We start from the raw sequence: 25765 nt of genomic DNA on the forward strand, positions 1-25765 counted from the left end.
CCCGCGGACCATGCCGCGGACCACCCGCTGGTGCAATTCAGGAGCGCGCGAGGCCAGTCCGCGGATGGTCGCGGTCCATTTTTTCGCCGAAATCGCCCCGATCAATCGTTTTTGCGGATTTTGAGCAACACATTTATCACGCTCGTATCACGATGGCGCGGCGACACATGGCGTCGTGAGGACGGCGATCCCCGTCGCACCGTTCATTCGAGGCCCACCATGTTCGACCGCAGCTCCAGATTGCCCCAGCTGACCGGCGCGCCCTTCCTGACCGACGCCGGGGTCGAGACCGATCTCATCTTCAACCGCGGCGTGCCGATCCGCGCCTTCGCCGCCCACACGCTGCTGCCCGACGCCGCCGGACGCGCGGCGATGGCCGAGTACTTCCGCGGCTTCCTGCGCTTGGCCCGCGAGGCCGGCACCGGCTTCATCCTCGACGCCCCGACCTGGAAGGCGCATCCCTGCTGGTCGCAGGAGCTGGGCGAGGACGCGGCCACGCTGCGCCTGGCCAACCACGAGGCCGTCGCCTTCGTCGCCAACCTGCGCGAGGAATTCGCCGGCGTCGGCTCCTTCCCGATCCTGCTGAACGCGCCCGTCGGCCCCCGCGGCGACGCCTACGCGCTCGACACCGAGATGAACGCCGAGGAGGCGCGCGAGTACCACGCCGTCCAGATGGGCTGGCTGGCCGAGACCGACGTCGACATGGTCACCGCGACCACCCACGTCTCCTCGGCCGAGGCGACCGGCTTCTCGCGCGCGGCCTCCGACGCCTGGCTGCGCCACGTGATCAGCTTCACCGTCGAGACCGACGGCCGCCTGCCCTCGGGCGAGACGCTGGCCGAGGCGATCCGGCGGGTGGACGTCGCGACCAACGCGGCGCCGGCCTACTACATGATCAACTGCGCCCACCCCGACCACTTCGCCGAACGGCTGGAGGATGCGGACTGGGCCCGGCGGATCCGGGGCGTGCGCTGCAACGCCTCGCGCCGCAGCCATGCCGAACTGGACGGCTGCGACCATCTCGACGACGGCGACCCGGTCGAGTTCGGCCGGCTCGTAGGCGCGCTGAAGACGCGCCTGCCGTGGATGAACGTGTTCGGCGGCTGCTGCGGCTCGGATCTTCGCCACGTGACCGAGATCGCCCGCACGTTGCGGGTGGCCGCCTGAGGGCGGCCGGGCGGGCGTTCGCCGCAAGGCGGCCTGGGGAGCGCCCGCCCGACGTACTCCGGGCCCCGAGGCACGCGGGGCCCGGCCAGTTTCCAGACGGTCCGCATTTCCGACGGCCCGCATACCCGAAGGTCCACGCACGGACCGGTTTTCGATGAAGACGCCGGCGCGCCCATCTCCCGGGGCCGCCGGCATTTTCATGCGCCCCTCTAGTGCGACCCGGTTCGGGCGCGGGCGGCGCGTCAGAGCCGCAGCTCGCCCCGCATCAGCACCACGCCGGAGCCCGAGACCTTCACCCCCGACACGTCCTCGCGCGGGCCCAGCGCCTCGACCTCGGCGCGCCCGGGGCGGCCCAGCCAATGCCCCTGCTCGGCCGTGAAGCGCGGGCCGGGGATCAGCCCCTCGGACCACAGGTAGGCGCCCAGGCAGCCGGTGGCGGAGCCGGTGAACGGATCCTCCGCCGGGCTCGGCGGCGCCAGCAGCAGGCGGGAGAAGACGTCGCCGCCCGGCGTCTCCCCGCCCAGGGTCGTCAGGAACGGCTCCATCAGGCCGGCGTCGGGATGGGCGCTCGACGCGCGCCAGGCCTCGAGCCGCGCCACGTCCATCCGCGCCCGGCGCAGCGCCGCCTTCGAGCGCAGGAGCGTGACGCAGAACGGCGTGCCGGTGGAGACGATGCGCGGCGGATGGGCGACGTCCGCGGCCTCCAGCCCGTAGATCGCGGCGATGGGGGCGGGGTCGAGGGGCGGGCCGATCTCGGGCCGCGCCTGGGTCATGGTCACGCGGATGCGCCCCTGCCCGTCGCGCGCGGCCTCGATCGGCAGCACCCCGGCGCCGACCTCGAGCGTGAAGCGCGCGGGCCCGGCCGAGACGTCGACCAGCCCGCGGTCCACCAGGCTGGTCACGGTCGCGACCGTGGGGTGCCCCGCCATCGGGATCTCGCGGTGGGCGAGGTAGTAGCGCGCGCCGAAGTCCGCCCGGTCGGAGGGGACGAGATAGGCGCATTCGCTCAGGCTCGTCTCCCGCACCAGGGCGAGGCGCGTCGCCACCGGCAGGTCGCCCGCCTCATGCACCACCGCGCAGGCGTTGCCGCCGAAAGGGGCCTCGGCGAAGGCGTCGACCCAGTCGAAGCTGTAGCTCATGGAAGCGTCCCTGCGAAAACGGGCTCCGGGCGCCCGGCGCCCCGGGCCTGACCCGGGGCCCCCGCAACCCCGCGCCCCGGGCTCGACCCGGGGCCTCGTGCGGCCTGCGCGGACCCGGCCGGAGCCGGGGCCGCCGCGGTCAGCCGTCGGCGTCGGTGGCCTTGGCCTCGCCGGCGCCCTCGGGCGCGTCGGCGCCGTATTCGGGCTTGTAGTGGCCCTCGGACTTCAGCGTCTCGGCGATCTCCTTGGGCATGTACTTCTCGTCATGCTTGGCGAGCACCTCGTCCGCCACGAAGACGCCGCCTGGCTGCAGGCGGCCCTCGGCGATGATGCCCTGCCCCTCGCGGAACAGGTCGGGCAGGATGCCGTGGAAGGCGATCCGCTGCTCCATCGCGCCGTCGGTCACGGTGAAGGCGACCGAGCCGTCGCTCTCGCGCGTCACCGAGCCCTCGACCACCAGCCCGCCCACGCGCAGGCGCTGGTCGGGGCCGGGCGCGCGCTCGGCGATCTCGGAGGGGGAGAAGAAGAAGACGATCGAGTCGCGCATCCCCACCCCCACCAGCAGCGACGCGGCGAGCACGAAGCCCGCCCCGATGCCGATCAGGATGATGCGCCGACGCTTGCGGGTCATCGCCATGGCCCGGACCTCCCGTCTCTTAGGGCGCGGCCCGCTCCCTGGCCTTCGCCCGCCGTTCGGCCTCCGCCTCGGCTTCGCGCCGGTGGATGGCCGCGTTCACCTCCGCCCCGTAGAGGATCACCGCCCCCGAGAGGTAGAAGAACAGAAGCGTCACGATGACGCCCGCGAGCCCGCCGTAGGTGACCGTGTAGGTCGGGAACCGCGCGAGGTAGACCGAGAAGGCCGAGGCCGCCGCCGTCCACAGAAGGATCGTGGCGGTGATCCCCGGCCACAGCCGGCGCGCGCGTGGCCGCCCCGAGGGCAGGATCGCGTGCATCATGTAGAGGAACAGGGCGAAGGCCGCCAGCGCGATGATGTAGCGCAGGAGGCCCATGCCGAAGGGCGGCGCGCGCCCCAGAAGCATCTGCGTGAGCTCGATGATCAGGGGCGCGAGCACGACGGCGAAGCCCATGATCAGCGCCGCCCCGGTGCCGATCATCACGAACACCAGACCCACCGCCCGGCTGATCACGAAGTTGCGGATGTTGGGGGGCTGGTAGGCGCGGTCGAAGCCCAGGCGGAAGGCCTCGACCCCGTTCGAGGCCGCCCACAGCGCGCCGAGCCCCGAGATCGTCAGCAGGCCCCGCCGCTCGACCCCCAGCGCCTGCTCCAGGATCGGGCGCATGGCGTCGGCGACCTGCTCGGGGGCGATCTCGAACATCAGCTCGATCAGCGCCTGGAGCTCGCCGGGCCCGATGGTGGCCGCGGCGAAGGAGGTGCAGAAGATCAGGAACGGGAACAGCGCCAGCAGCGCCGAATAGGCGATGTGGCCCGAGAGCATGAAGCCCTCGTGCTCCTGGAAGCGCATCGCCGCGCTCCACAGCACCTTCAGCGCGGCGAGCGAGAAGACCAGCGCCAGCGAGCGGCCGGCCCAGATGAAGAAGCGCTCCAGCTTGGTGCGGCGGCGGGCGAACGGATCTTCGGGCGCGTCGGCCCAGAACTCGCGGGCCACCGGGTCGCGCCGCTCGGGGTCGGACGGCAGGTGGGAGCGGCTGGGCGGGGGGCCTGCGCGGGGCGCGCGGGCGGCGCTCAGCGCGGCGTCGCCCCCCTCGCCCCTCGGCCCGCCGCGCTCGGGCTGCGGGGCGGCGGGCGGCGCGGCAACGGGCGCGGCCGCGGCGGCCGGGGCGCCGGCCGCCGCGGCTTCGGGCGCGTCGCCCAGCAGGCGCGCGCGCAGGAAGGCGCCTACGTTCATGGGAAATAAAGGTATCGGGCGAAGTCGTGGAGGCAACCCAAGCCCGGCCCCGCCCGGCAGGTCACGCCTGCGTGATGCCTTCCCGCCGCAGGCGCCCCCGCGTCCCGCCGCCCGGCCCCCGAAACGCGACCGGCCGGCGCGGGGGTCCTCCCCGCGCCGGCCGGCGTTCAGGCCCTGGCTGCGTCGCCCCTCAGGGGAACATGGGCGCGAGCTCGAGCCCCGCGGTCTCGGGCTGGCCGAGCATCAGGTTGGCGCACTGCACCGCCTGGCCCGAGGCGCCCTTCACCAGGTTGTCGATGACCGACACGATCACCGCCCGCCCCTTGCGCCGGTCCGGCGTCACGCCGATCCGGCAGAGGTTCGAGCCGGTGACATGCTGGGTCATCGGCGCCGAGCCCATCGGCAGCACCTGCACGAAGGGCTCGTCCGCATAGCGCGCCTCGAGCGTCGCCTGGATCTCGTCCGCGTCGCCCTTCACGTAGATCGTGCCCAGGATGCCCCGGTTCATCGGCAGCAGGTGGGGGGTGAACATCACCGTCACCTCGCGGCCGGCGGCCTTCGAGAGCTCCTGGTCGAACTCCGACGTGTGCCGGTGCGTGCCGCCCAAGCCATAGGCCTTGGTGCCCGCGGTGACCTCGGAGAACAGCTTCCACTCCGCCGACGACCGCCCCGCCCCGGTGATCCCGGTCTTGGCGTCAATCACGATCTCCTCGAGGTCGACGACCCCCTTCTCCACCAGCGGCACCAGCGGCAGCAGGCCGGTCACGACGAAACAGCCGGTGCCGGCGCACAGGCGCGTGGCCTTGATCTCCTCGCGATAGAACTCGGGCAGGCCGTAGACGGCCTCCTCCTGGAGGTCGAGCGCGTGGTGCTCGTGGCCGTACCACTTCTCGTAGATCTTGGGGTCCCGCAGCCGGAAGTCGGCCGAGAGGTCCACGACCTTGAGGTCCCGCGGCAGCCCGCCGATCACCGCCTGGGCGGTGGCGTGCGGCAGCCCGCAGAAGGCGAGGTCGACCTGGGAGAAGTCGATCTCCTCGGTCTTGGTCACCATCGGCAGGTCGAGATGGGCGAGGTGCGGATAGATCTCGGACAGCGGCTTGCCGGCGTTGCGGTCCGCCGCCAGCGCCGCGATTCGCATGCCCGGGTGCGTGGTGACGAGGCGCACGAGCTCGGCGCCCGTGTACCCGCTGGCCCCGATGATCGCGATGCGCGCCTTGTCCATGATCCGGTCTCCGAGAATCGAGTGGTTCGGGCGCACGCCTAGACCTGTCTGCGCCACGGCGCAATCCACGTGCGCGGGCCCGGCGCGCATGGGCCCGGCGCCGACGCGCCCCGGCCGCAGCTTCGCCCGCCCCCGCCGGCGGCCCGGACGCAAGCCCCGGGCCGCGCGGCATCATCGCCCGGGTCGGGCCGCGCGCCTTCCCCTTCGCGACCGGGCGATGCTACCCAGCGCGGGGAGCTTCAGGAGGCGCGATTGCCCGACCGTCATGTGATTCTGACCATGGGCCGCACCGGCTCCAACACGCTGGTCGACATCCTCAACCAGAACCCCGAGGCGCTGAACTACGGCGAGGTGCTGGGCGACTGGTCCCCGGTGCGCAAGATCCAGCGCCGCCTGGGCGTCTGGCGGAAGGACGAGGCCGCCTATCTCGACGCCCTGACCACGAACCCGGTGGTGATCCGCGCCGCGCTGGGCGTGCGCGACCTGCGCAAGCGCCTGTCCGGCGCCGGGGCGGAGACCAAGCGCGCCTCCCGCCTGAAGACCATCGGGATCAAGGACTTCACGATGCACTTCAGCAAGCGGGGCCTGGACGACTACCTCCCCGCCCGCCCCGACATCAAGGTTATCGGCCTGACGCGCGAGAACGTGCTGGCGCGCGGCATCTCGGGCGCGGCGCTGGCGGCGACGGGGGTCGTCTCCTCCCGCTCGGCCAACGCCGGGACGGCGCCGGGCAAGGTGCGGGTGAACGCGGCCGTCCTGGTCGAGCGGCTCGACTTCATCGACTGGGAGACGCGCGAGCTCGACCGCCTGCTCGACATGATCCCGCCCGAGCGGGTGCTGCGGCTGAGCTACGAGCGCTGCTACGCCGACCCGGAGGCGACGCTCGACACCGCAGCCCAAGTCTACGCCTTCCTGGGCGTGACGCCGATCGTGCCGAAGATCCGCATGAGCAAGCTGCTGTCGCGCGACCCGCTGGAGGCGATCGAGAACGCCGACGAGGTGCGCGAGGCCCTGCGCGGCACCCGCTTCGAGCGCTGGCTGGAGCGCGGCGGGGTCTGAGCCCGCCCGCCCCGCCGGCCAAGAAGGCCCTGCCCCGGAAATGCAGAACGGCGCCGCGGAGACCGCGGCGCCGTTCGCATGTCGGGTCCCGCGCGCCGGGGCGCGCGGGGAGGCCGGATCAGCGCTTCGAGAACTGGAAGCTGCGGCGGGCCTTGCGGCGGCCGTACTTCTTGCGCTCGACCACGCGGCTGTCGCGGGTCAGGAAGCCGGCGGCCTTCAGGGCGGGGCGCAGCGAGGGATCCCACAGCGTCAGCGCCTTGGAGATGCCGTGCTTCACGGCGCCCGCCTGGCCGGACAGACCGCCGCCCTTCACGGTGCACATCACGTCGAACTGGCCCTCGACGCCGGCGACGCCGAAGGGCTGCGCGATCACCATCTGCAGCACGGGGCGGGCGAAGTAGGCGTTCGCCTCCTTGCCGTTCACCGTGATCTTGCCGGTGCCGGGCTTCACCCACACGCGGGACACGGCGTCCTTGCGCTTGCCGGTGGCGTAGGAGCGGTTCAGCGCGTCGCGCACCGGCTCGCGCGGGGCGGCGGGCTCGATCGCGGTCGCGTCGCCGTCCACGGTCAGGTCGGCGAGATCGTCGAGGGTCTTCACGTCGTCGGCCATCGTCAGGCGCTCCGGGTGTTCTTGGAGTTCAGGGCGGCCACGTCGATCGCCTCGGGGGTCTGCGCCTCATGCGGGTGCTCGGCGCCCGCGTAGACGCGCAGGTTCGACAGCTGCTTGCGGGTCAGCGGACCGCCCGGCATCATGCGCTGCACGGCCTTCTCGATCACGCGCTCGGGGAACTTGCCCTCGAGGATCTGACCGGCGGTGCGGGACTTGATGCCGCCCGGGTAGCCGGTGTGCCAGTAGTACTGCTTGTCCGTGCGCTTGCGCCCGGTCAGCTGCACCTTCTCGGCGTTGATGACGATCACGTTGTCGCCCATGTCCATGTGCGGCGTGAACGACGGCTTGTGCTTGCCGCGGAGGCGCATGGCGATCAGGGCGGCGAGCCGGCCCAGAACGATGCCCTCCGCGTCGATCACGACCCACTTCTTGTCGATGTCGGCCGGCTTGGCGGAAAAGGTCTTCATCGGTTTCTTCGTCTCTTTGCATCTCCGGGTCCGCTTGCGGCGCAGGAGCATCCCCTGCAGGACCGGAGCGGCCGGCGGCGTCGGGTGCGGAGAAGCGGACTCCCCCGCCGGACGGATGCCGGCCTTCTAAGCATTCCCACGCCCGAGTCAACCGCATTCGCGCGGCGCCCCGCCGAAATCAGCGCATGATTTCAGCCGGTTCGCGATGAGGTGTATGGATACCCCAACTTTTCGGCGGAAACGGCGCGGTCGGGGGACGCCGCGGAACCCCTCGCCCCCGCTCCCACTCCAGAAACGAAGAGCGGCAGGCGGTTCCCCGACCGCCTGCCGCAAGAGCCCCAACACGGACCACCCCGTTCTGAAATCCCGTGAAGAATGGCGATGCCCGGAAGGAGAGCGCGCCAGGCGCGCCTCCCCTCCCGCCCGGTTCGACTGGACCGACCGCCCCAGCTGATCGGTCCGGCCGAGGCCGGAGACGGCGCGATCAGGAAGGCCCTGGTCGAGGGCCCGGGACCCGGCTCGCGGCCGCCTGCGCCGCCGACCGTCGAAATGTCAGGCCTGCGACGCCCGCTGATCTGGACTTCACCTTCCCCCCACGGCAATCTTCGTTTCGCGAACCGCCACGCCAATTCGCCAGAGGCGAAGAATTCATGAACCATCACAGCGTGATGCATCTCGCGCTTCGTGAAATGCGGGCGCGCCTGACGACGGGCAGGATCTGGCTGGCCTTCGGTTCCACCGTGCTCCTGTTCATCCTGATCGCGCCGTTCGGCACGCGCGAGCAGCTGTCGACCGGCGGCGTGGCGGCCTACTGGGCGGTTCTGCACACGGGCTGCTGGGGGCTGGCGATCTTCTGCGCGTCCTTCATCTCCGCGCTCCGTCCGAAGGCCGGGGCGGTGGAGCAGGTCCTGCTGTCGGTGGGATCCGCCGCCGTGCCGATCTCGATTCTCGTGGTCCTGGTGCGCCACCTGTTCCTGGGCACGCCCGTGACGAGCGAGGAGGTCGTCGCGGTGCTGCCGCTGTCGCTGGGCCTGACGCTGGCGCTCGCCGCGAACGCCCGGCTGACCGCCACGACGCTGGCGCATCGCCCGCTGGGCGACGCCGGCGGCCTGGGTCCGCGGGAGACGCCGCACGACGCGCCGCCCCCGCCCCAGCAACAGCCGCCGGCGACGGAAGCGCCCCGCGCGCTCGACCCCGCCCCGGCGCCTTCCCCCGCCGCCTTCGCGCCGCGGCTGATGGAGCGGCTCTCCCCCGCCCGGCGCGGCGCGCTGCTGCGCCTGTCGATGCAGGACCACTACGTCGAGGTCGCCACCGACCGCGGGGCGGAGCTGGTCCTGATGCGGCTGGGCGACGCCATCGCCGAATGCGATCCGGTCGAGGGGCTGCAGGTGCATCGCTCGCACTGGGTGGCGCGCGCGGCCGTGGTGAACGCCCGGCGCGACGGCGACCGGGCGATCCTGCGCCTGAGCAACGGCGAGCGCATCCCCGTCAGCCGCGGCCGCGTGCCGGCCCTGCGCGAGGCCGGCTGGCTCTGAGCTCCGCTCAGCGCGCGGGCGGGATCGAGTAGGTCAGCGTCGCCTGGGCCACCGGCCCCTCGACCCCCGGCGAATGGATCGTGCAGTCGCCCACCACCAGCGCCCGGCCCAGCTTCAGGATCCGCGCGTCGCAGGTCAGGTCGCGCGGCTCGGGCTTGCGCATGAAGTTGATGCTGCATGAGGTCGTCACCGCCAGCGCCTGGCGCCCGATCATCGCCAGCGTCACCGCGTAGAAGGCGCAGTCCGCCAGCCCGAACATCGTCGGACCCGAGACCGTGCCCCCCGGCCGCAGGTCGTCCGGCGTCACCTTGCGGCGCACGCGGGCGAACATCGGCGCGACCTCCTCGATCTCGAACTTCCCCTGCATCTCGGGGAACACCTCGTCGAGATAAGCGGCGAGCTCGGTCTCGGTCATCAACGTCTGCATTCGGATCCTCCCAGATCGGCGTCGGCGCGCCTTCGGGGGGATTGATCGCGGGCGACGCGGCCCGGGTCAAGCGGCGGACGGACCCGTCGCGGGGGCGTCGGCCGGGCGGCCTCGGCGGGGGCTTGGGCGCGCGGCCGGTCGGCGTTATGGTCCCCGCCAGATCCGACAGGCTTGGGAGGCCCGCCATGACCGCCGCGACGACGACCGAAGCCGAGGCCGCGGCCGAAGACCTGCTGCTGCGCGAGGACCTGGGCCCCGTCGCCCGCCTGACGCTGAACGCGCCGAAGAAGATCAACGCCCTGTCCGAGGCGATGCTGGCCCGGCTGCAGGCCGAGTTCGACGCGCTCGCCGTCGACGGGCGGGTGAAGGCGGTGGTGCTGCGCGGGGCCGGCAAGGCCTTCTGCGCCGGCCACGACCTGCGCGAGATGCAGGCCGCCCGCCAGGCGCCCGACGGCGGCCGGGCCTATTACAACGCGCTCTTCGCGCAATGCGGGCGGATGATGGCCTCGATCCCCCGCCTGCCCCAGCCGGTGATCGCCGAGGTGCACGGCGTCGCCACCGCCGCGGGCTGCCAGCTGGTGGCGACCTGCGACATGGCGGTCGCGGCCGCCTCGACCCGCTTCGGAGTGAACGGGGTGAACATCGGCCTGTTCTGCTCGACGCCGATGGTGGCGCTGACCCGCAACGTGCCCGCCAAGCAGGCCTTCGAGATGCTGACCACGGGCGAGTTCGTCGACGCCGCCCGCGCCCGCGAGATCGGCCTGGTGAACCGCGTGGTCCCCGACGGCGAGCAGTCCGAGGCCGCGCTCGCGCTCGCCCGCACGGTCGCGGCCAAGCTGGGCGTCGCGGTGCGCATCGGCAAGGAGGCCTTCTACGCCCAGTCCGGCATGAGCCTCGAGGCCGCCTACGCCTACACCGGCCGGGTGATGGCCGAGAACATGCTCCACCGCGACACGGCCGAGGGCGTCCAGGCGTTCCTGGAGAAGCGCGAGCCCGACTGGAAGGGGTGAGCGCGGCGAACTGGCGAGCGGCCTCCCGCGGGCAATAGCTGAAGCGGCGAGACCCGCGCCGGGCGGCCGAGCATCGGCGCTTTTTCTCGCTGCCGCACTCGCCTGGCGCCGTGTGGCGATAGGGCCGAGCCCCGTCGGTCCGCACGTCCTTCCATCGAAACCTGCGCAACCGACCGCGGGTCCGTCGCCCAGCTGGCCCTCGGCCTCACGCGCCGATCGCCTCCGCGACGCGGCGGACCCGCGGCGATGCGGACGGCGCCGGCCGGCTCCCGTTCCTGACGGATCCATCTCGAGCGGACGGTCCGTCGGCGGAAACGTCCGGCATCAGCGAGGACGACTCGCGTCTCAGAGGACGCCGAACAACGCCCGCGCCCGCCACGTCGCCCCGACGGGCCCCCAACGCAGCCAGCTCGTCGGCGCTCGTCTTATTCGATCCGTCCTCTGCCGACTGTCGAGCTGGAAGCCTCAGGGCTCCGGGCTCCGGGCTCCGGTGATATGCGAATGATTCGCCTCGGTGGATCCGCTTTACTCCGCGCCGCCTCTCCTCCCTGCAGAGAGGACGCGCGGACCTCGCTCGGCATTCATGCCCGGCAGGCGGCGTCGCCGGGCGAACAGGCAAGGGGGCGAGGGCTCCGGACGGCGGCGTGCGGATCAGCCGGCGGCGCGAAGGCGGGCCAGCTCGGCCGGGGCGTCGGCGTGGGAGGGTTCGGGCTCGGGGGGGCGCGTCGAGGGCGGCGGGGAGGCTGCGGGCGCCTGGGCGCGGGCGTGCTTCGCGCGCAGGTGGTCGGCGAAGGCCAGCATGTCGTTGAGATCCGAGGTCTTGCGGAACACCGCGACGATGTTGCCGGACATGCCGAACAGCTCCCCGTGGGGATACTCGGCCTGGCCCGTCACCACGATCACGGCTGCGCCGGGCGCGCGGATCGCCGCGCTCTGCGCCACCGTCAGGCCGGAGCCGTCGGGCAGGCCGAGATCGGCGATCACCAGGTCGAACGGGGTGGTGAGCATCCGGGCGAAGGCCGCCTCCGCCGAATGGACCGCGACGGCCTCGAACCCCAGGTCCGCCAGTTCGAGCCGCCACAGCTCGGCAAGCTCGACGTAGTCCTCGACGATCAGACACCGCATGGCTTTTCCCATCGACCCGTTCTTCCCTTTCGACCAATTCTGGGCCGCCTTGGTTGAAGAATGGTTGCCCGTCCGGGGCGGATGGCGGCTCGTCCGCCCGGAGGCCCTGGTTTTCGTCTCGAATGCGCCCGGCTCAGGCGCCGACCGGATCGCCCAGGATCCGGCCCGGGCGAAGGTTGGCGCGCGTCCAGTAGCGCCTCACCTCCGCCAGGAGCTCCTCGAGCGCGGTGAAATCCGCGGTCTTGCAGACATAGGAGTTGGCATGTCCGTCGAGCGCGCGCGCCACGTCCTGGCGGGCGCGCGAGGTGGTCAGGATCACCACCGGAATGCGACGCATCGTCGGGTCGGTCTTGATCGCCTCCAGCGTCTCGAACCCGTTCATGCGCGGCATGTCGAGGTCGAGCAGCACCAGGTCCGGCAGGCGGGCCTCGGCATCCTCGCGCGCCGCGTTCAGCGCGACGAGCGCCGCCGCGCCGTCGCCGCAGCGATGCAGCTCGACCGCCATCGGAGCGTCGGCGAGGATGTCCATGATCAGGTCCGCATGATCCTCGTTGTCCTCGACGAGGAGGATGCGGAAGGGGTCAGCAACGGTCATGCCGCGGTCCTTTGTCGATCGTCGTCGCCGCCCGCGCGGGGCGCGGGCCCGGAGGAGGCGTCGGCCGCCGTCTCCGCGGAGGGATCCGGCGCCGGATCGGGGGCTGCGAAGGCGAAGGGGTTCGCCTGGAAGCTGCGCCGCGGCTCGGGCGAGGCGCTTTGCGCGGCATGCGCGGCCAGGGCCACGTCGGGGCCGACGGGAAAGCCGATCCAGAAGGTGGCGCCGGCGCCCGGGCGCGAGGAGACGGAGACCCGGCCGCCGTGCCGCTCGGCGATCTTGCGCACGGTGGCGAGGCCGAGGCCCGAGCCCTCCTCCGCCTCCGCGGTGCCGAGGCCGCGGCGGTAGAGGTCGAAGATCCGCTCCTGGTCCTTCTCAGGCACGCCCGGCCCCTCGTCGCGCACGCCGATCTCGACCAGGCCCCCGCGGCTGCGGGAGACGATCTCGACGGTCATGCCCGGCTCGGGGCAGCCGTAGCGCAGGGCGTTCTCCACCAGGTTCTGAAGGGCCTGGCGCAGCAGCACCGGGTCGGCGCGCACCACCGGCATCGGGCGCATCACCAGCAGGCGGGCGCGGGCGCGCTCGAGCCGCGAGGACAGCGCCTCGCCCACCATGTCGGCGACCGCGTCGACCTCGACCCAGTCGAGCTGCGCCGCGCCGGCGCCCGCGCGGCCCAGCCGCAGGATCCCCTCGATCAGCTCCGACATCGCCTGCACGTTGCGCGAGATCCGCTCGGACGCCGCGCGGGCCTTGTCGGGCTCCGCCTGGTCGAGATGCCGGTCGAGGCGCCGGGCGAAGCCGCCGATCGAGACCAACGGGCTCTTGAGATCGTGGGAGACGACGTAGAGCAGCCGCTCGATGTCGCGCGAGCGCGACTCGAGTTCGGCGTTCTTGAATGCCAGCGCCTCGGCGAGACGGGCCTGCTCGGCCCCGAAGCGGCGCGCCTCGGCGAGGCGGCCGGCGCGCTCGCGCTCGCGCACCCGCCACAGCAGGGCGGCGCCCAGCGCGAGGGCGACGCCCAGCACGGCGGCGGCGGCGTAGCCGATGCGCGCCGGCGTCCACCAGGGCGCGGGCGGGCCGAACCAGCGGGCCTCGATCTCCGCCAGCCGGCCGCCGGACTGCATCCCCTCGAGCGCATGGTCGAGGCGCTGGGCGAGCGCCGGCAGGCGGCGGTCGACGGCGAGCGCGATGGGGGTGACGCGCAGCCAGGGGCCGACCCGGGCGAAGAGGCCCCGGCGCTTCAGCGCGAAGACGCCCCGGTCGAAGGTCGCGTCGACCAGCACCACGGCGTCGAGGTCGCCCTCGGAGAGCTGCTCCATCAGGTTGGCGAAGCCGACCACGGGCGTCGGCTCGGCGCCCGGAAGCCCCTCGGCCAGGACGCGGCCGATGGCGCCGGCCTGGTAGCCGACGCGTGCGCCGCCCAGATCGCCGGCGCCGCGCGCCGCGGCCAGCCGCTCGGCCGCCTCCGCGTCGGCGAAGAGGCCGGTGCGCACCTCGAGGAACGGGCGCGTGTAGGCGACCACGTCGCGGCGCTCGTCGGCGACGCCCAGCAGGGCGAGCGCCTGCACCCGACCCTCCCGCACCGCCTCCAGCGCCTCCCCGGGGCCGGAGAGGGCGCGGAACACCGGGCGCAGGCCCGCGTCCCGGGCGGCCTCGCTCAGCACCTCGGCGGCGAAGCCCGAGGGGGGGCCATGCTCGGTCGCGACCACGTAGGGGGGCAGCGGGAACCAGCCGACGACCACCTCCTCGGCCGCAAGGGGCGCATCGGGGGCGGCGGTGGACGCAGCCCGCCCCTCCGCCCGCGAGGGGCCGGTCCAGAGCAGGGCGGCCAGCAGGGACAGGATCAGAGCGGCCGCAAGCGCCGCGACGAGGCGGGCGCGCGCGCCCTCCCCCGCCCCGGCCTTCGCCGTCGCGGCGCGGGGAGGGGGCGCGCCATGCCAGGCCGCCTCTCTCCCTCCGGGCGGAAAGCCGAGGGGCTCGGCCCGGTCCATCGCCGCGGACCTCCATCTCCCGCCACGCTCGCCCGCGGCCCCTGGTGGTCGAGCGCGAGACATCGGCGCTTCCCTTCGGCTCGTCGGCGAGGATCCTCCCGCCGGGGCGCGAAGGTTGGGCGGGGCGCGGTTGAAAAAGCGTAAAGACGGCGCTCCCGCGGGCGCGGCGACTGCGCCGCATTCGATTGGACATTTTCACGCGCGCATTCTAAGTCCACCTTATGGCGACCATGAGCACGAACTCCCCCCTTCCCTCGCGTCGACGGTTCGACCGCCGCACCCCGCCCTCGATCTTCACGCTCGTCGCCATGGCCGGCCTCGGCGCGCTGAGCATGAACATCTTCCTGCCCTCGATGCCGGGCATGGCGAAGGAGTTCGGGGTCGACTACGCGGTGATGCAGTTCGCGGTGTCGGCCTACCTGCTGGTGATGGGCGCGCTGCAGCTGGTGATCGGGCCGATGTCGGACCGGATGGGCCGCCGGCCGGTGCTGCTGGTCGCGGTCGCGGTCTTCGCGCTGGCCACCGTCGGCTGCCTGATGTCGGAGACCATCGAGTCCTTCATGGTCTTCCGCATGCTGCAGACCACGGCCTCGGCCGGCATGGTGCTGTCGCGCGCCATGGTGCGCGACATGTCCACGCCCGAGACGGCCGCCCAGATGATGGGCTACGTCGCCATGTGCATGGCGGTGGTGCCGATGGTGGGCCCGCTGATCGGCGGCATGCTCGAGGAAAGCTTCGGCTGGCACGCCAACTTCACCGTGCTGCTGGTGGTGGCCCTGTCGGTGCTGGCGCTGTGCTGGGCCGACGCGGGCGAGACCAACCGCCACCCGTCCGCCTCCTTCGGGGAGCAGTTCCGCGCCTACCCCGAGCTGGTGCGCTCGCATCGTTTCTGGGGCTATGCGCTGGCCTGCGCCTGCGCCTCGGGCGCCTTCTTCGCCTTCCTGGGGGGCGCGCCCTACGTCGCCTCGGAGGTGCTGGGGCTGAGCCCGTCGAAGCTGGGCGGCTACTTCATGTTCATGGCCGGCGGCTACATGGCCGGCAACTTCCTGACCACGCGGTTCGCGCGGCGGCTGGGCATCGACCGGATGATCGTGATCGGGGCGCTGCTGAACGTGGCGTCGATGTCGGTCTCGGCGCTGCTGTTCCTGGCGGGCGTGCTGCATCCGCTGTCGCTGTTCCTGCCCACGCTTTTCGTGGGCATCGGCTCGGGCATGGCGATGCCCAACGCGATGGCGGGCCAGCTCTCGGTGCGTCCGCACCTGGCGGGCAGCGCCTCGGGCCTCGGCTCGACGCTGATGCTGGGGGGCGGCGCGGTGCTCTCGGCGCTGACCGGCTGGCTGCTCGAGGTCTTCGGCGGCGCGCTGCCGCTGCCGCTGATGCTGGTGGCGACGGGGCTCGCGATGCTGGGCTCGATGCTCTTCGTGGCCTCGGCCAACCGCCGCCGCGGCCCCCTGCCCGCCGGCGAGCCCGGCGCGCGGGAGGAGCCGCACGGGCCGCTCTGAGCGCCCGAGCCTGCCCCAGCCGCCAACCCCGCCCCGCGCCCTGCGGCGAAGGGCGGCCGCGGATCGACCCTCGACGATATTGCGCCGCGGCGCCGGGATGACTAGCTTCCGGCGGTTCCGACCGCGCGGGTCCGTCTCATCGGCCGCGCCTCCGCACCTTCCCCGCGGCCGCCGGCCTGCCGAGCTCCGCCCAGACCCGCAGGAAACGCACCCGCATGGCCTCGTCGCGCAAGTCCAGGGACCGCTCGCACCGCCGCGGGTTCTTCCAGCGCTGGCGCGCCAACTTCCTGACCGGCCTCGTCATCGTCGCCCCGGTGACGCTGACGCTCTACCTGGTGTGGACCGTCATCACCTTCGTGGACGACCGCATCGTCCCGCTGGTGCCCGAGTTCTACAATCCCTCGACCTGGATCGGCGTCGACGTGCCGGGCTTCGGCCTGGTGGTCTTCATCCTGTTCACCGCCGTGGTGGGCCTGCTGACCAAGAACCTCTTCGGCCGCCAGCTGGTGCTGATGGCCGAGAACTGGGTCGACCGGATGCCGATCGTGCGCTCGGTCTACAACGGCGTGAAGCAGATCATCGAGACGGTGCTGACCCAGTCCTCGGGCGCGAGCTTCAAGCAGGCCTGCCTCGTCGAGTATCCGCGCCGCGGCCTGTGGGCCATCGCCTTCGTCTCCACCGAGACCCGGGGCGAGGTGCCGACCCGCATCGCCGCCGCCCGCGGGCCGGAGGGCGAGGCCCCCGCCGCGATGGTCTCGGTGTTCCTGCCGACCACGCCCAACCCCACCTCGGGCTTCCTGCTGTTCGTGCCGCGCGACGACATCGTCACGCTCGACATGACGGTCGAGGACGCGGCCAAGCTGGTGATCTCCGCGGGCCTCGTGGTGCCGCCCACGGCCGAAGAGCGCGCGGCCGGCCTCGCCCGGCGCAACGGCGCGGGCAAGCCCCGCGCGGGCGGCGGCGCGGCGCGCTCGGCCCCGCCGGCGCGCGCCCCCGCGAGCGCGAAGCGCGACTGAGCCGCCGCGCTCCGCCCTCGTCCCCCGCCGTCCACCCTCCATCGCCTTCCGCCGGTCGCCGCTTCCGGCCCCCTCCCCTTCTGACGGAGCCGCCCGATGATCGCCGCCGGCGCCTGGGCCGCCGGCGCGACCGGCTTCGCCACGGGCTTCTCCCTCATCCTCGCCATCGGGGCGCAGAACGCCTTCGTGCTGCGCCAGGGCCTGACCGGGCGCCACGTGTTCTGGGTGTGCCTGACCTGCGCGGTCTCGGACGCGCTGCTGATCGCAGCCGGGGTGGCGGGCTTCGGCGCGGCGGCGGCGCGCTGGCCCTGGCTGGGCCCGGCGATGGCGCTGGCGGGGGCGGCCTTCCTCGCGGTCTACGGCGCCCTGCGCCTGCGCGCGGCGCTGGGCCCGGCCGAGCGGCTGACGGCGCAGGCGGGCACGGATCTCGGCCTGCGCGCCGTGCTCCTCCAGACGCTCGCCTTCACCTGGCTGAACCCGCATGTCTATCTCGACACGCTGGCGCTGGTGGGGGCGGTGGGGGCGCCCTTCGCGGGGCTCGAGAAGCTCGCCTACGGGATCGGGGCCGCGGGCGCCTCTTTCGTGTTCTTCTTCACGCTGGGCTACGGGGCGCGGCTGCTCGCGCCGCTCTTCGCCCGCCCGGCGGCCTGGCGCGCGCTCGACGCCGGGATCGCGGTGGTGATGTGGGCGATCGCGGCGACGCTGGTGCTGCACGCGCTGGGCTGAGGGACGCTCAGTCCTTCACGCGCGCCGGAACCGGCGCCGCCGTCAGCCGCCCCACCAGCCGCCGGGTCAGCGGCGCCACGACCAGCACGGTCGGGAAGGCCACGGCCCAGGAGGACAGCCACGCCCCCAGCCACAACGCCGGGAAGCCCGCGTCCAGCACCTCGGCCGCGCGCAGGGTGGCGATGCCCGAGACGAGCATCGACATCAGCCCGCTGAGGATCAGGCCGAACAGGACGGAGGCATAGCGGGCCGGGATCATGGGGCGCTCTTCAATCAATTCAGTTCTCAGAATGTATTTCGCGCGCGCGGAGCCGCCAGTGCGGCGAGACGTCCGGCGGCTGAAATCGGCGACGAGGGGGAACCGGGCGCGGATGCGGCGCGTGGTCGGGGCGGCGAGATTCGAACTCGCGGCCTCCGGTACCCAAAACCGGCGCGCTACCAGGCTGCGCTACGCCCCGACCGGCCCCCGATAGCGCGCCGCCGGGGCGGGGGCAAGCGGGCGCGAGACGCCGCCCACGCCCCTCATCCGGCGGCCGCCGGGTCAAGCCGCCGCCGCGCGCCGCCCCGGTCGGGGGCGGGGCGGGCGGGCGGGAGCCCCCGGCCGGGGCGGCGCGCGGCGGCGGCGCCCGCAAGGCCGGGCGCGATAGCTCTTCCGGGACGGCTTTTCAGGCGCGCGTCGCGCCGGCGGCTCAGAGCCGCTCCAGCGTCACCTGCTCGGGATCGAAGGCGATATGGTCGGCCAGCGCCTCGGCGCCCTTCGCCGGCCGCTCGAGGATCCAGGCCGCGCCGTGCAACGAGGCGCTGACCCCGATCACGTCCAGCAGGCGGGCGTGGCCCAGGCCCGGCAGCTCGAACGTCGCCTCGGTGGGTTCCAGGAACGGCTCGCCCGCCTCGCCGCGCGGCAGCCAGATCATCCCGGCGTCGTCCTCGGACAGGCGCGATTCCAGGGCGTTGGCGCTCTCGGCGATCACCGCGTCGGCGGCGCGCACCACGCGCACGCCCGGCGCGGGGCGGATCTCGGGGGTCGGCATGGCGTCGTCGGTCATCGGGAACTCCCTCGGTCGGCGAGCGGCGCGCAGGCGGCGGCCAGCCAGTCGCGGTCGGCGGGGTCGGACAGCAGCGGAGAGATCTCCGCCGCCACCCGGGCGTGATAGGCGTCGAGCCAGGCCCGCTCCGCCGTCTCCAGCAGCTCGGGCAGGATCAGGCGGCGGTCGATGGGGGCGAGGGTCAGGGTCTCGAACCCCAGCATCTCCCGCTCCCCGCCCTCGGGCACGGCGGGGGGCGTGACGGCGACCAGGACCTCCAGCCGGATCCCCCATTCCCCCTCTCTATAGCACCCCGGCTCGTTCGAGAGGATCATTCCCGGCTCCAGCGGGACCATGCCGCGGCGCGAGATCGAGGCCGGCCCCTCGTGCACGCCCAGGTAGGCGCCCACGCCGTGGCCGGTGCCGTGATCATAATCGAGGCCGTGGGCCCACAGCGCCCGGCGGGCGAGCCCGTCGATGTCGCGCCCGGCCAGCCCCGCGGGCCAGCGCGCCATGGCGATGGCGATCATGCCCTTCAGGACCAGCGTGAACGCCTTCGCGGCCCCCGGCGGGACCGGGCCGGTCGCCATGGTGCGGGTCACGTCGGTGGTGCCGTCGGCATATTGCGCGCCGCTGTCGACCAGCAGCAGCTCCCCCGGGACCAGGGTCCGGTCGGTGGCGCGGGTCACGCGATAGTGGACGATCGCCCCGTTCGGCCCCGCTCCGCAGATCGTGTCGAAGGAGATGTCGCGCAGCGCCCCCGTCTCCTCGCGCAGGGCCTCCAGCTTCTCGACCGCCGCGATCTCGGTCATCGCGCCGCCGGGGGCGGTCTCGTCCACCCAGCGCAGGAAGCGGACCAGCGCCGCGCCGTCGCGCAGATGCGCCGCGCGGGACCCGGCGAGCTCGGCCGCGTTCTTGCGCGCCTTGGGCAGGATGCAGGGGTCCTGCCCCCAGTCGATCTCTGCGCCCGCCGCCTCCAGCCGATGGGCGATCCACACCGGGCAGGTGGCGCGGTCGAGCAGGATCCGCCGCCCCGCCAGCCCGTCGAGCGCCGGCCCCAGCGCCTCGGGCGCCGCGATCTCGACCGCGTTGCCCAGGTGGGCGCGCACCGGGTCGGTCAGCTTGGCGGCGGCGACGAAGAGGGTCGCCCCCCCGTCCGCGCGCAGCAGCCCGAAGGCATGCGGCGCCGGCATCCGCGCCACGTCCGAGCCGCGAACGTTGAGCAGCCACGCCAGGCTGTCGGGCAGCGTCAGGACGGCCGCGTCGCGGCCCGCCTCCTCCAGCTCCCGCCCCAGCCGCGCGCGCTTGGCGGCCGAGGGCTCGCCCGCCAGCGCGTCGGGATGGACAGAGAGCGGCCCCATCGGCGGCGCAGGCTGGTCGGGCCAGGCGGCGTCCACCAGGTTCGCGGTCGGAACCAGCGCGGCCCCGGCCTCGGCGCAGGCGCGCTCCAGCGTCTCCACCTGCTCGCGCCCGTGCAGCCAGGGATCGTAGGCCAGCCGCTGGCCCGGCTTCAGCACGGTCTTCAGCCAGGCCGAGGGCGGGGTCTTCTCGATCGCCACCCGCTCGAAGGCGTCGGCCACCTGCTCGCGCGCCTGGATCGTGTAGCGCCCGTCGATGAACAGCGCCGCCCGGTCCGCCAGCGCCACGCAGATCCCGGCCGAGCCGGTGAACCCGGTCAGCCAGCTCAGGCGCTGGTCGTGGGCGGCGACGGTCTCGCCCATGTGGGCGTCGCCGCGCGGGACCAGGAAGCCGTGAACGCCCGCCTCGGCCATCCGCGCGCGCAGCGCGGCCAGCCGGGCGGGGCCTGCGTCGCGGTCGCCCTGGGTCTCGAAGCTCTGGTGCATGAACGGTCCCTGCAATGACGTCGCGCGGAGGCTAGGGCCAAAGCCCGCCCGGCGAAAGGCCCCTGTCGGCCGGCGTCGCGACGGGAGGCGGAGGCCCCGCTCCCGTCCTCGGGCGAGCGTCCGCCCCTGCCCTCAGGCGCCCGTCCAGCGGGTCAGCCGGCGCCGCTCGGCCGCGTAGGCGACGGGGTCCCAGCCGATCGCCAGGATCGCCCGCACGCCGTCGTCGCGCACCAGCGCGATGCGCTCGCGGTAGCGGCCCCGCGACAGGCCCTCGACGGTGCGCGAGCCGCTCCACTCCCGCCCGTGCAGCAGCATCCGGGCGCGCCCGTCGGGCTCCACCCGGATCAGCGCCGGCGTGCCGGGCGAGGGATAGAGCGCCAGCACCCGCGACCCGTCCGTCCCCTCCGCCTCGGAGGCGGAGAGGTCCACGTCGATGTCGAGATCGGCCGAGGTCAGCCGCGCCGAGACGCCGGGCGCGTAGTCGAAGCTCTCCGCCGGGGCGAGGGCCGCGTCGTTCAGCGCCACCAGCCGGCAGCCGCAGGGCGCGCCGGCGGGCGGCGCGTGCGCGGCGTCGAGGGCCGCGAAGCAGGCGTCGAGCGCGGCGGCCGCGGCCTCGGCCGGGCCGGTCCCCCCGGCCTCGACCCGCGCGGGGCAGCTCCGCTCCGGCTCCCCCAGCGCGAAGGCGCGCGAGCCGGCGGTCCCGCCCGCGGGCCGCGACAGGAAGCGCCGCCCCTCCGGCGAGGCGTGCAGCAGCGGCAGGGAGGAGGCCTCGGCCGGCCGCGGCGGGCGGGGTCCGGCGTCGGACGGCGCGCGCGAAACGATTCGTCCGGCGCGCTCGGCGACCGCGTCGACGGCGCCCCGGTCGGGGGCGATCAGGGCCTGCGGCGCGGTTCCGTAGGCGGCGAATCTGAACGAAGGGGCGCGATTTTCCGCTGTCGCGTCAGTTGTATGAACGGCCCCGCAGGCGCTCGCCCCTAGGGCGAGTGCGAGAACGAAAATACGAACCATCTGTATTTTCATGATTTTTTCCAACGCGCCGGGCGCGATGCGGCATCTGGGGGCGTCGACTCGCATTTTGTTGCGGCAAGTCACATGAATGACGTATATCGGCGGGACGAGTAAGGCACGTTCAGAGTCTGGGGTTAGGTAGTGACTGGGGAAGTCGTCAAGGTGTCCCGCTTCGTGACCGGTAGGGTCAAGTGGTACGACGCCGAGAAAGGTTATGGCTTCGTCGTTCCGTCCGAGGGCGGTCCGGACGTCATGGTGCATGCCGCCTGCGTCCGCGCTGCGGGCATGTCGTCGTTGGACGAAGGTGCGACGGTGTCGCTGACGGTGGTCCGAGGGGATCGCGGTCTGCAGGCGACCGAAGTCATCAGCGTCTCGGCGGACGAGCCCGTGACCGAAATGGATCAGCCCAAGGAGGCGCGTCCGACGGAGATCGCCGCCGAAGCGGCGCCGGAAGGGGAGTTCCTTCCGGCCCGCGTGAAGTGGTTCAACAAGCAGAAGGGGTTCGGGTTCCTCAACGTGTTCGGGGATCCCGCCGACGTCTTCGTGCACATGGAGACCCTGCGCCGTCACGGCTTCCAGGATCTTCAGCCTGGCGAGGCGCTGTGCGTGCGCCTCGTCGCGGGTCCACGCGGCAACATGGCCGGCGAGATCTGCCGATGGGAGGAGGTCGTGCGGGTCTGATCCCCGTTCGACGCCCGACCTGACCGCCGCGACGCGGCCCCTCCGCGGGCCGGAGACGCGGACTTGCAACCGAAATCGAGGCGACCGTTCCCTGGCCGCGCGCTTGATGCGCGCCGTCGCGGGATGTCGCATCCTTGCGGCCTGCGCATGGCGCGAAGCCGGAACGGACCGTCGCGCCGAGGGGTCGGCCGCTTCCTCGCCGTCCCTCCCCGCGACCTCGCGTCCCGCCGGCCCGGCGGCCTTGCATCGGGGGGCGGGCGGGCCAAGATGCGCGTCATGACCCTGCGCACCGCTTCGATTCTCGGCCTCGCCGTCGCCGCCGCGATGTCCGGCCCCGCCCTGGCCGCCTGCCGCGAAGGCGTGGTCGATCTGAAGAGCGACGGGGCCCAGGCCCGCTTCACCGTGGAGATCGCCGACGATCCCGAGGAGCGCGCCCGCGGCCTGATGCATCGCGAGGAGATGGCGGCCGGCCACGGCATGCTGTTCCTGTTCGATGAGCCCCGCCCGGTGGCGTTCTGGATGAAGAACACCCCGCTGCCGCTGGACATGATCTTCCTCGACGAGACCGGCGTGGTGCTGAACGTGATCGCCAACGCCGAACCCTTCACCGAGGATCCCCGCCCCTCCGAGGGCGACACGCGCGCGGTGCTGGAGATCAACGGCGGCCTCGCCGAGCGCTACGGCATCGCCAAGGGCACGCTCGCCCGCCACCCCGCCTTCGGGACGCAGGCCGCCTGGCCCTGCGACTGAGCGGGGCGGACAGCCCGCCTCACCCTAGGGACACAAGAAAGGGCCGGGCGTTTTGCCCGGCCCTTCCGCTTGCGCTCCGGCCGTCGCCGAAACCGCAGGTTCTCAAACGCACCGGGCCCCGTGGGCGCCCGACCGCTCCGCGTTCGGCGGAGGTCAGGCGCCCGCGGGGCCCGGCCGGGCCGCGCCCGCCGCGTCAGGGTCGCGGGGGGCGCGGCGCCGTAGACGCGGTCGTTACACCGGCGGACGGCCGCGGACGGCGCGCGCGATCATCGCGATCAGGAACAGGGCGATGAACACGAAGAACAGGATCTTGGCGATGCCCGCGGACGCGGCCGCCAGACCGCCGAAGCCCAGAACGCCCGCGATGATCGCGACGACCAGGAAAGTCAGGGCCCAACCCAGCATTTGATATACTCCTCTCAGTTCAGTCTCAGTTCGCCTCGTCGGCTCGAGAAAGAAAGTGGAGGTCGGTTGAGGCGTCTTGGCGCCAACCGAGGGATCATTGCTGGGCGCAATATGGCGGAACCGCCATCAAGTTTCAGTGAGCAATTTCGGGCCGGCAGGCGTCGCGCGCGCCCCGGCGCCGCCCGATCCGGGCCCCGCCGCGGGGGTCCGGCTCAGGAATGCTCCTCGCGATGGGCCTCGACGAGGGCGCGGTTGTAGGCGCGCAGTGCGTCGACGTGGAAGACCGCGCCCAGCAGCTCGCGCCGGTCGCCCTCCTCGGTCGACACGACCGGGATGAAGGGGCCCGCGCCGCGCCGCTCGAACAGGGGCAGCGCCTGCTCGAGCGTGTCGAACAGGGTCAGCGAGGCGCCCTGCTCCACCAGGTCCCAGCACATGCCGTCGGGGGCGCCGTCGTCGGCGCCGCGCACCCGCATCACGTGCCCCACCGAGATCGTGCCCGGCAGCCAGGACTGCGGCCCCTCGGCCAGGTGCACGTTGCGGCTTTCCAGCAGGCTGAGGAAGAAGCTCTTGTCCACCATCCGCGCGCTGACCACAGTCGCCATCGAGACGGAGGCCATCACCGCCACCCCCGTCTGCCAGTCGCCCGTCAGCTCGAAGATGATCAGCCCGGTGGACAGCGGCGCGCCCAGGAACGAGGCCGCCACCGCCCCCATCCCCGCCATCGCGTAGAGGATCTCGGAGCCCGAGACGCTGGGGAAGATCCCCACCGCGATGTAGCCGAAGGCGAGGCCCGTCAGCGCCCCCAGCATCAGCGAAGGCGAGAACACCCCGCCCCCCATCCGCCCCGCCAGCGTGATCGCGAGCGCCGCCGCCTTGACCAGCGCGAAGACGATCGCCTCCTGCAGGCCGATGCCCCCGGTCAGGGCGCGCGAGGTCGTCTCGTAGCCCACGCCGATCACGTGGGGGAACTGCAGCGCGATCAGCCCCAGCAGCAGGCCGGCGACGCCCGGGCGCAGCCAGCCGGGGCAGCCGCTCCAGCGCTGGAAGCGGTCGCCCCAGGTCTCGGCCGCCAGGATCGCCTTCATCGCCGCCACCGCCGCCAGCCCGCAGACCAGGCCCAGGATCAGGAAGGCCGGAAGCTCCTGGTAGAAGGCGAGGGAGGGGTCGGGCAGCACGAACTCGGTGATGTCGCCCAGGTGCACGCGGCTGACCACGGCGCCGGCGATCGAGGCGATGACGATGGGCGCGAAAGCGTGCAGCGCGAAGTGGCGCAGCACCACCTCCATCGCGAAGAGCGCGCCGGCGATGGGGGCGTTGAAGCTCGCCGAGACGGCGGCCGCCACCGCGCAGCCCATCAGGTCGCGCGCGGTGAGGGGCGAGGCGCCGATGCGGTCCGACACCCAGGAGGAGAGCGTCGCGGCGAGGTGGACCACCGGCCCCTCCCGCCCAGTCGAGCCGCCGGTGGACAGCGTCACCAGCGAGGCCGCCGCCGAGGCGAGCCCCTCCTTGAGCGGAAGCCGCCCCTGGTTCAGCGCCGCCGCCTCGATCACCGTGGCGACCGAGCCGGCGCGCCCGTCGGGCGTGAACAGGTGCAGGATGATCCCCACCACCAGCCCGCCCAGAACGGGCGTGAGGATGATGACCACGGGGTCGAGCCCGGTCAGGACGCTGTGCAGGCGGTGATCGTCGGCGCCGTAGATCGCGGTCTGCACCTCGGCGATGCCGAGGCGGAAGCCGATGGCCGCGTAGCCCGCCGCCACGCCGATCGCCAGCGCCAGCAGCCAGAACAGCAGGCCCGTGGGGCCGTGGGCCACGGTCCAGGCCCGAAGGCCCGCGCCCAGGGGCCCGATGCGCGCGGCGAGCCGCGTCGCGCCGGCCCGGGCGCCCGGCCTCGGGCCGCCCTCTTCCGGCCCCTCGCCCCCGCCGTCGGCGCCTTGCGTCCCCACCATCGTCCCGTCGTCGCTCCCCTGGCTCGCCCGCCGACCGGCGCCGCGCCCGGCCGGGGCCCGTCGCGGCCCCGGCCGGGCGCGGCAGGTCCGGCGCCCGTCCGCTTGGTTCCCGCGCTCAGCCCTTGCGGCGGATGCCGATCACGGAACCGGCCTGCTCGGGGCGCGGCAGCGAGGCATGGGCCTTGCCCATCGCCTCGATCCGCGCGAACGCCCAGTCGGGATAGGGGGCGGACCGGCGCTTCACAAGGTCCACGTTCATGCCCATGGTCTCGGTCAGCGCGGCGGTCGAGCCGTCCTCGACGTTCTTCATCTCGCCGAAGAAATGCAGGCGCTTGGAGTCGTAGTCCAGCAGCTGCCAGAAGCACTGGAAGCGCTCGCCTTCCAGCAGCTCGCCCACGAAGTGGATCTGCTGCTGCAGGATCATCGGGCCCATCTTCAGCTGCTCGGCATAGGCGCCGCCGATGCCCAGGATCTCGTCGAAGATCACCTCCGAGCTCTGGTCGAAGGCCATCGAGTAATAGGCCACGTTCATGTGGCCGTTGTAGTCGATCCACTCCGGCGGCACGCGCATCACGGGCGTCGCCAGGGGCGCGCTCTCGAAGGTGGGGATGGGCGCGTCGATCAGGAGTTCGGACATCGGGGAGGCT

Annotated in this window: 26 protein-coding genes and 1 tRNA gene; 9 read left to right on the forward strand and 18 right to left on the reverse strand. The window is 73.2% G+C overall.

Annotated features, from left to right (window positions below; all coding sequences use genetic code 11):
* The first annotated feature begins 219 nt into the window (after positions 1-219).
* Positions 220-1167 (forward strand): homocysteine S-methyltransferase family protein, encoded by a 948-nt coding sequence (locus tag P2H44_RS06145; protein ID WP_275762578.1) that lies wholly within the window; start codon positions 220-222, stop codon positions 1165-1167.
* A gap of 242 nt (positions 1168-1409) precedes the next feature.
* Here P2H44_RS06145 and P2H44_RS06150 read toward each other — a convergent pair whose 3' ends face one another.
* The 4 genes from P2H44_RS06150 to argC all read right to left on the reverse strand — a co-directional run bounded on the left by P2H44_RS06150 (position 1410) and on the right by argC (position 5396).
* A complete protein-coding gene (locus tag P2H44_RS06150; RefSeq protein ID WP_275762579.1) occupies positions 1410-2306 on the reverse strand; it encodes a PhzF family phenazine biosynthesis protein in 897 nt (298 codons plus the stop codon).
* 139 nt (positions 2307-2445) lie between these two features.
* Positions 2446-2943 carry a cytochrome c maturation protein CcmE gene (ccmE, locus tag P2H44_RS06155; RefSeq protein ID WP_275762580.1) on the reverse strand — a complete coding sequence of 166 codons (498 nt, stop codon included), beginning with the start codon at positions 2941-2943 and terminating at the stop codon, positions 2446-2448.
* Positions 2944-2962: 19 nt separating this feature from the next.
* Positions 2963-4174 carry a YihY/virulence factor BrkB family protein gene (locus P2H44_RS06160; RefSeq protein WP_275762581.1) on the reverse strand — a complete coding sequence of 404 codons (1212 nt, stop codon included), beginning with the start codon at positions 4172-4174 and terminating at the stop codon, positions 2963-2965.
* Positions 4175-4364: 190 nt separating this feature from the next.
* Positions 4365-5396, reverse strand: a complete 1032-nt coding sequence (gene argC, locus P2H44_RS06165; protein WP_275762582.1) for an N-acetyl-gamma-glutamyl-phosphate reductase — start codon at positions 5394-5396, stop codon at positions 4365-4367.
* Positions 5397-5648: 252 nt separating this feature from the next.
* Here argC and P2H44_RS06170 point away from each other — a divergent pair, with 252 nt between their 5' ends.
* Positions 5649-6455 carry a sulfotransferase gene (locus P2H44_RS06170; protein ID WP_275762583.1) on the forward strand — a complete coding sequence of 269 codons (807 nt, stop codon included), beginning with the start codon at positions 5649-5651 and terminating at the stop codon, positions 6453-6455.
* A gap of 118 nt (positions 6456-6573) precedes the next feature.
* Here the strand turns inward: P2H44_RS06170 and rpsI are convergent, their stop codons facing one another.
* Entirely contained in the window at positions 6574-7065 is a 492-nt protein-coding gene (gene rpsI / locus P2H44_RS06175; RefSeq protein WP_275762584.1) for a 30S ribosomal protein S9, read from the reverse strand.
* 2 nt (positions 7066-7067) lie between these two features.
* Complete coding sequence (gene rplM / locus P2H44_RS06180; RefSeq protein WP_275762585.1) at positions 7068-7532, reverse strand: 50S ribosomal protein L13; 465 nt, start codon at positions 7530-7532, stop codon at positions 7068-7070.
* A gap of 650 nt (positions 7533-8182) precedes the next feature.
* On the opposite strand from rplM, the gene P2H44_RS06185 reads away from it, so the two are divergent.
* The gene (locus P2H44_RS06185) at positions 8183-9067 is read left to right on the forward strand and encodes a LytTR family DNA-binding domain-containing protein (RefSeq protein ID WP_275762586.1); all 885 of its coding nucleotides are present in this window, start codon (positions 8183-8185) and stop codon (positions 9065-9067) included.
* A 7-nt stretch (positions 9068-9074) separates the two neighbouring features.
* Here the strand turns inward: P2H44_RS06185 and P2H44_RS06190 are convergent, their stop codons facing one another.
* Positions 9075-9494, reverse strand: a complete 420-nt coding sequence (locus P2H44_RS06190; protein ID WP_275762587.1) for a PaaI family thioesterase — start codon at positions 9492-9494, stop codon at positions 9075-9077.
* Between the two features lie 185 nt (positions 9495-9679).
* On the opposite strand from P2H44_RS06190, the gene P2H44_RS06195 reads away from it, so the two are divergent.
* Positions 9680-10504, forward strand: coding sequence for an enoyl-CoA hydratase (locus tag P2H44_RS06195; protein WP_275762588.1), 825 nt, complete (start codon positions 9680-9682; stop codon positions 10502-10504).
* A 651-nt stretch (positions 10505-11155) separates the two neighbouring features.
* Here the strand turns inward: P2H44_RS06195 and P2H44_RS06200 are convergent.
* The 3 genes from P2H44_RS06200 to P2H44_RS06210 form a co-directional block, all read right to left on the reverse strand.
* Positions 11156-11629, reverse strand: coding sequence for a response regulator (locus P2H44_RS06200; RefSeq protein WP_275762589.1), 474 nt, complete (start codon positions 11627-11629; stop codon positions 11156-11158).
* Between the two features lie 133 nt (positions 11630-11762).
* Entirely contained in the window at positions 11763-12224 is a 462-nt protein-coding gene (locus P2H44_RS06205) for a response regulator (RefSeq protein ID WP_275762590.1), read from the reverse strand.
* Complete coding sequence (locus P2H44_RS06210) at positions 12221-14212, reverse strand: sensor histidine kinase (protein ID WP_275762591.1); 1992 nt, start codon at positions 14210-14212, stop codon at positions 12221-12223. The genes P2H44_RS06205 and P2H44_RS06210 overlap by 4 nt, the downstream gene beginning before the upstream one ends.
* Before the next feature lie 230 nt (positions 14213-14442).
* Here P2H44_RS06210 and P2H44_RS06215 point away from each other — a divergent pair, with 230 nt between their 5' ends.
* The 3 genes from P2H44_RS06215 (at position 14443) to P2H44_RS06225 (ending at position 17456) form a co-directional block, all read left to right on the forward strand.
* The gene (locus P2H44_RS06215; RefSeq protein WP_275762592.1) at positions 14443-15714 is read left to right on the forward strand and encodes a multidrug effflux MFS transporter; all 1272 of its coding nucleotides are present in this window, start codon (positions 14443-14445) and stop codon (positions 15712-15714) included.
* A gap of 215 nt (positions 15715-15929) precedes the next feature.
* Positions 15930-16730 (forward strand): DUF502 domain-containing protein, encoded by an 801-nt coding sequence (locus tag P2H44_RS06220; RefSeq protein ID WP_275762593.1) that lies wholly within the window; start codon positions 15930-15932, stop codon positions 16728-16730.
* A gap of 96 nt (positions 16731-16826) precedes the next feature.
* A complete protein-coding gene (locus P2H44_RS06225; RefSeq protein ID WP_275762594.1) occupies positions 16827-17456 on the forward strand; it encodes a LysE/ArgO family amino acid transporter in 630 nt (209 codons plus the stop codon).
* Positions 17457-17463: 7 nt separating this feature from the next.
* Here the strand turns inward: P2H44_RS06225 and P2H44_RS06230 are convergent, their stop codons facing one another.
* The 5 genes from P2H44_RS06230 to P2H44_RS06250 all read right to left on the reverse strand — a co-directional run bounded on the left by P2H44_RS06230 (position 17464) and on the right by P2H44_RS06250 (position 21345).
* Positions 17464-17715: a DUF2798 domain-containing protein gene (locus tag P2H44_RS06230; protein WP_275762595.1), complete on the reverse strand. Its 252-nt coding sequence runs from the start codon at positions 17713-17715 to the stop codon at positions 17464-17466.
* Between the two features lie 122 nt (positions 17716-17837).
* Positions 17838-17914, reverse strand: a tRNA-Pro gene (locus tag P2H44_RS06235).
* A 231-nt stretch (positions 17915-18145) separates the two neighbouring features.
* On the reverse strand, positions 18146-18502 hold the full coding sequence (locus tag P2H44_RS06240; RefSeq protein ID WP_275762596.1) for a DUF427 domain-containing protein: 357 nt from the start codon (positions 18500-18502) through the stop codon (positions 18146-18148).
* Entirely contained in the window at positions 18499-20325 is a 1827-nt protein-coding gene (locus P2H44_RS06245; RefSeq protein ID WP_275762597.1) for an aminopeptidase P family protein, read from the reverse strand. Before P2H44_RS06245 ends, P2H44_RS06240 begins: the two co-directional genes overlap by 4 nt.
* Before the next feature lie 132 nt (positions 20326-20457).
* Positions 20458-21345, reverse strand: a complete 888-nt coding sequence (locus P2H44_RS06250) for a hypothetical protein (RefSeq protein ID WP_275762598.1) — start codon at positions 21343-21345, stop codon at positions 20458-20460.
* 150 nt (positions 21346-21495) lie between these two features.
* Here P2H44_RS06250 and P2H44_RS06255 point away from each other — a divergent pair, with 150 nt between their 5' ends.
* Positions 21496-22014 (forward strand): cold-shock protein, encoded by a 519-nt coding sequence (locus tag P2H44_RS06255; protein WP_275762599.1) that lies wholly within the window; start codon positions 21496-21498, stop codon positions 22012-22014.
* A 276-nt stretch (positions 22015-22290) separates the two neighbouring features.
* The gene (locus tag P2H44_RS06260) at positions 22291-22764 is read left to right on the forward strand and encodes a DUF192 domain-containing protein (protein ID WP_275762600.1); all 474 of its coding nucleotides are present in this window, start codon (positions 22291-22293) and stop codon (positions 22762-22764) included.
* 231 nt (positions 22765-22995) lie between these two features.
* Here P2H44_RS06260 and P2H44_RS06265 read toward each other — a convergent pair whose 3' ends face one another.
* The 3 genes from P2H44_RS06265 to P2H44_RS06275 form a co-directional block, all read right to left on the reverse strand.
* Positions 22996-23169, reverse strand: a complete 174-nt coding sequence (locus P2H44_RS06265) for a DUF1328 domain-containing protein (RefSeq protein ID WP_275762601.1) — start codon at positions 23167-23169, stop codon at positions 22996-22998.
* A 212-nt stretch (positions 23170-23381) separates the two neighbouring features.
* On the reverse strand, positions 23382-25118 hold the full coding sequence (locus P2H44_RS06270; RefSeq protein WP_275762602.1) for a chloride channel protein: 1737 nt from the start codon (positions 25116-25118) through the stop codon (positions 23382-23384).
* 115 nt (positions 25119-25233) lie between these two features.
* Positions 25234-25755, reverse strand: coding sequence for a thioesterase family protein (locus P2H44_RS06275; RefSeq protein ID WP_275762603.1), 522 nt, complete (start codon positions 25753-25755; stop codon positions 25234-25236).
* Between the last annotated feature and the right edge of the window lie 10 nt (positions 25756-25765).

Source organism: Albimonas marina, from assembly GCF_029223255.1.
Taxonomy (GTDB): domain Bacteria; phylum Pseudomonadota; class Alphaproteobacteria; order Rhodobacterales; family Rhodobacteraceae; genus Albimonas.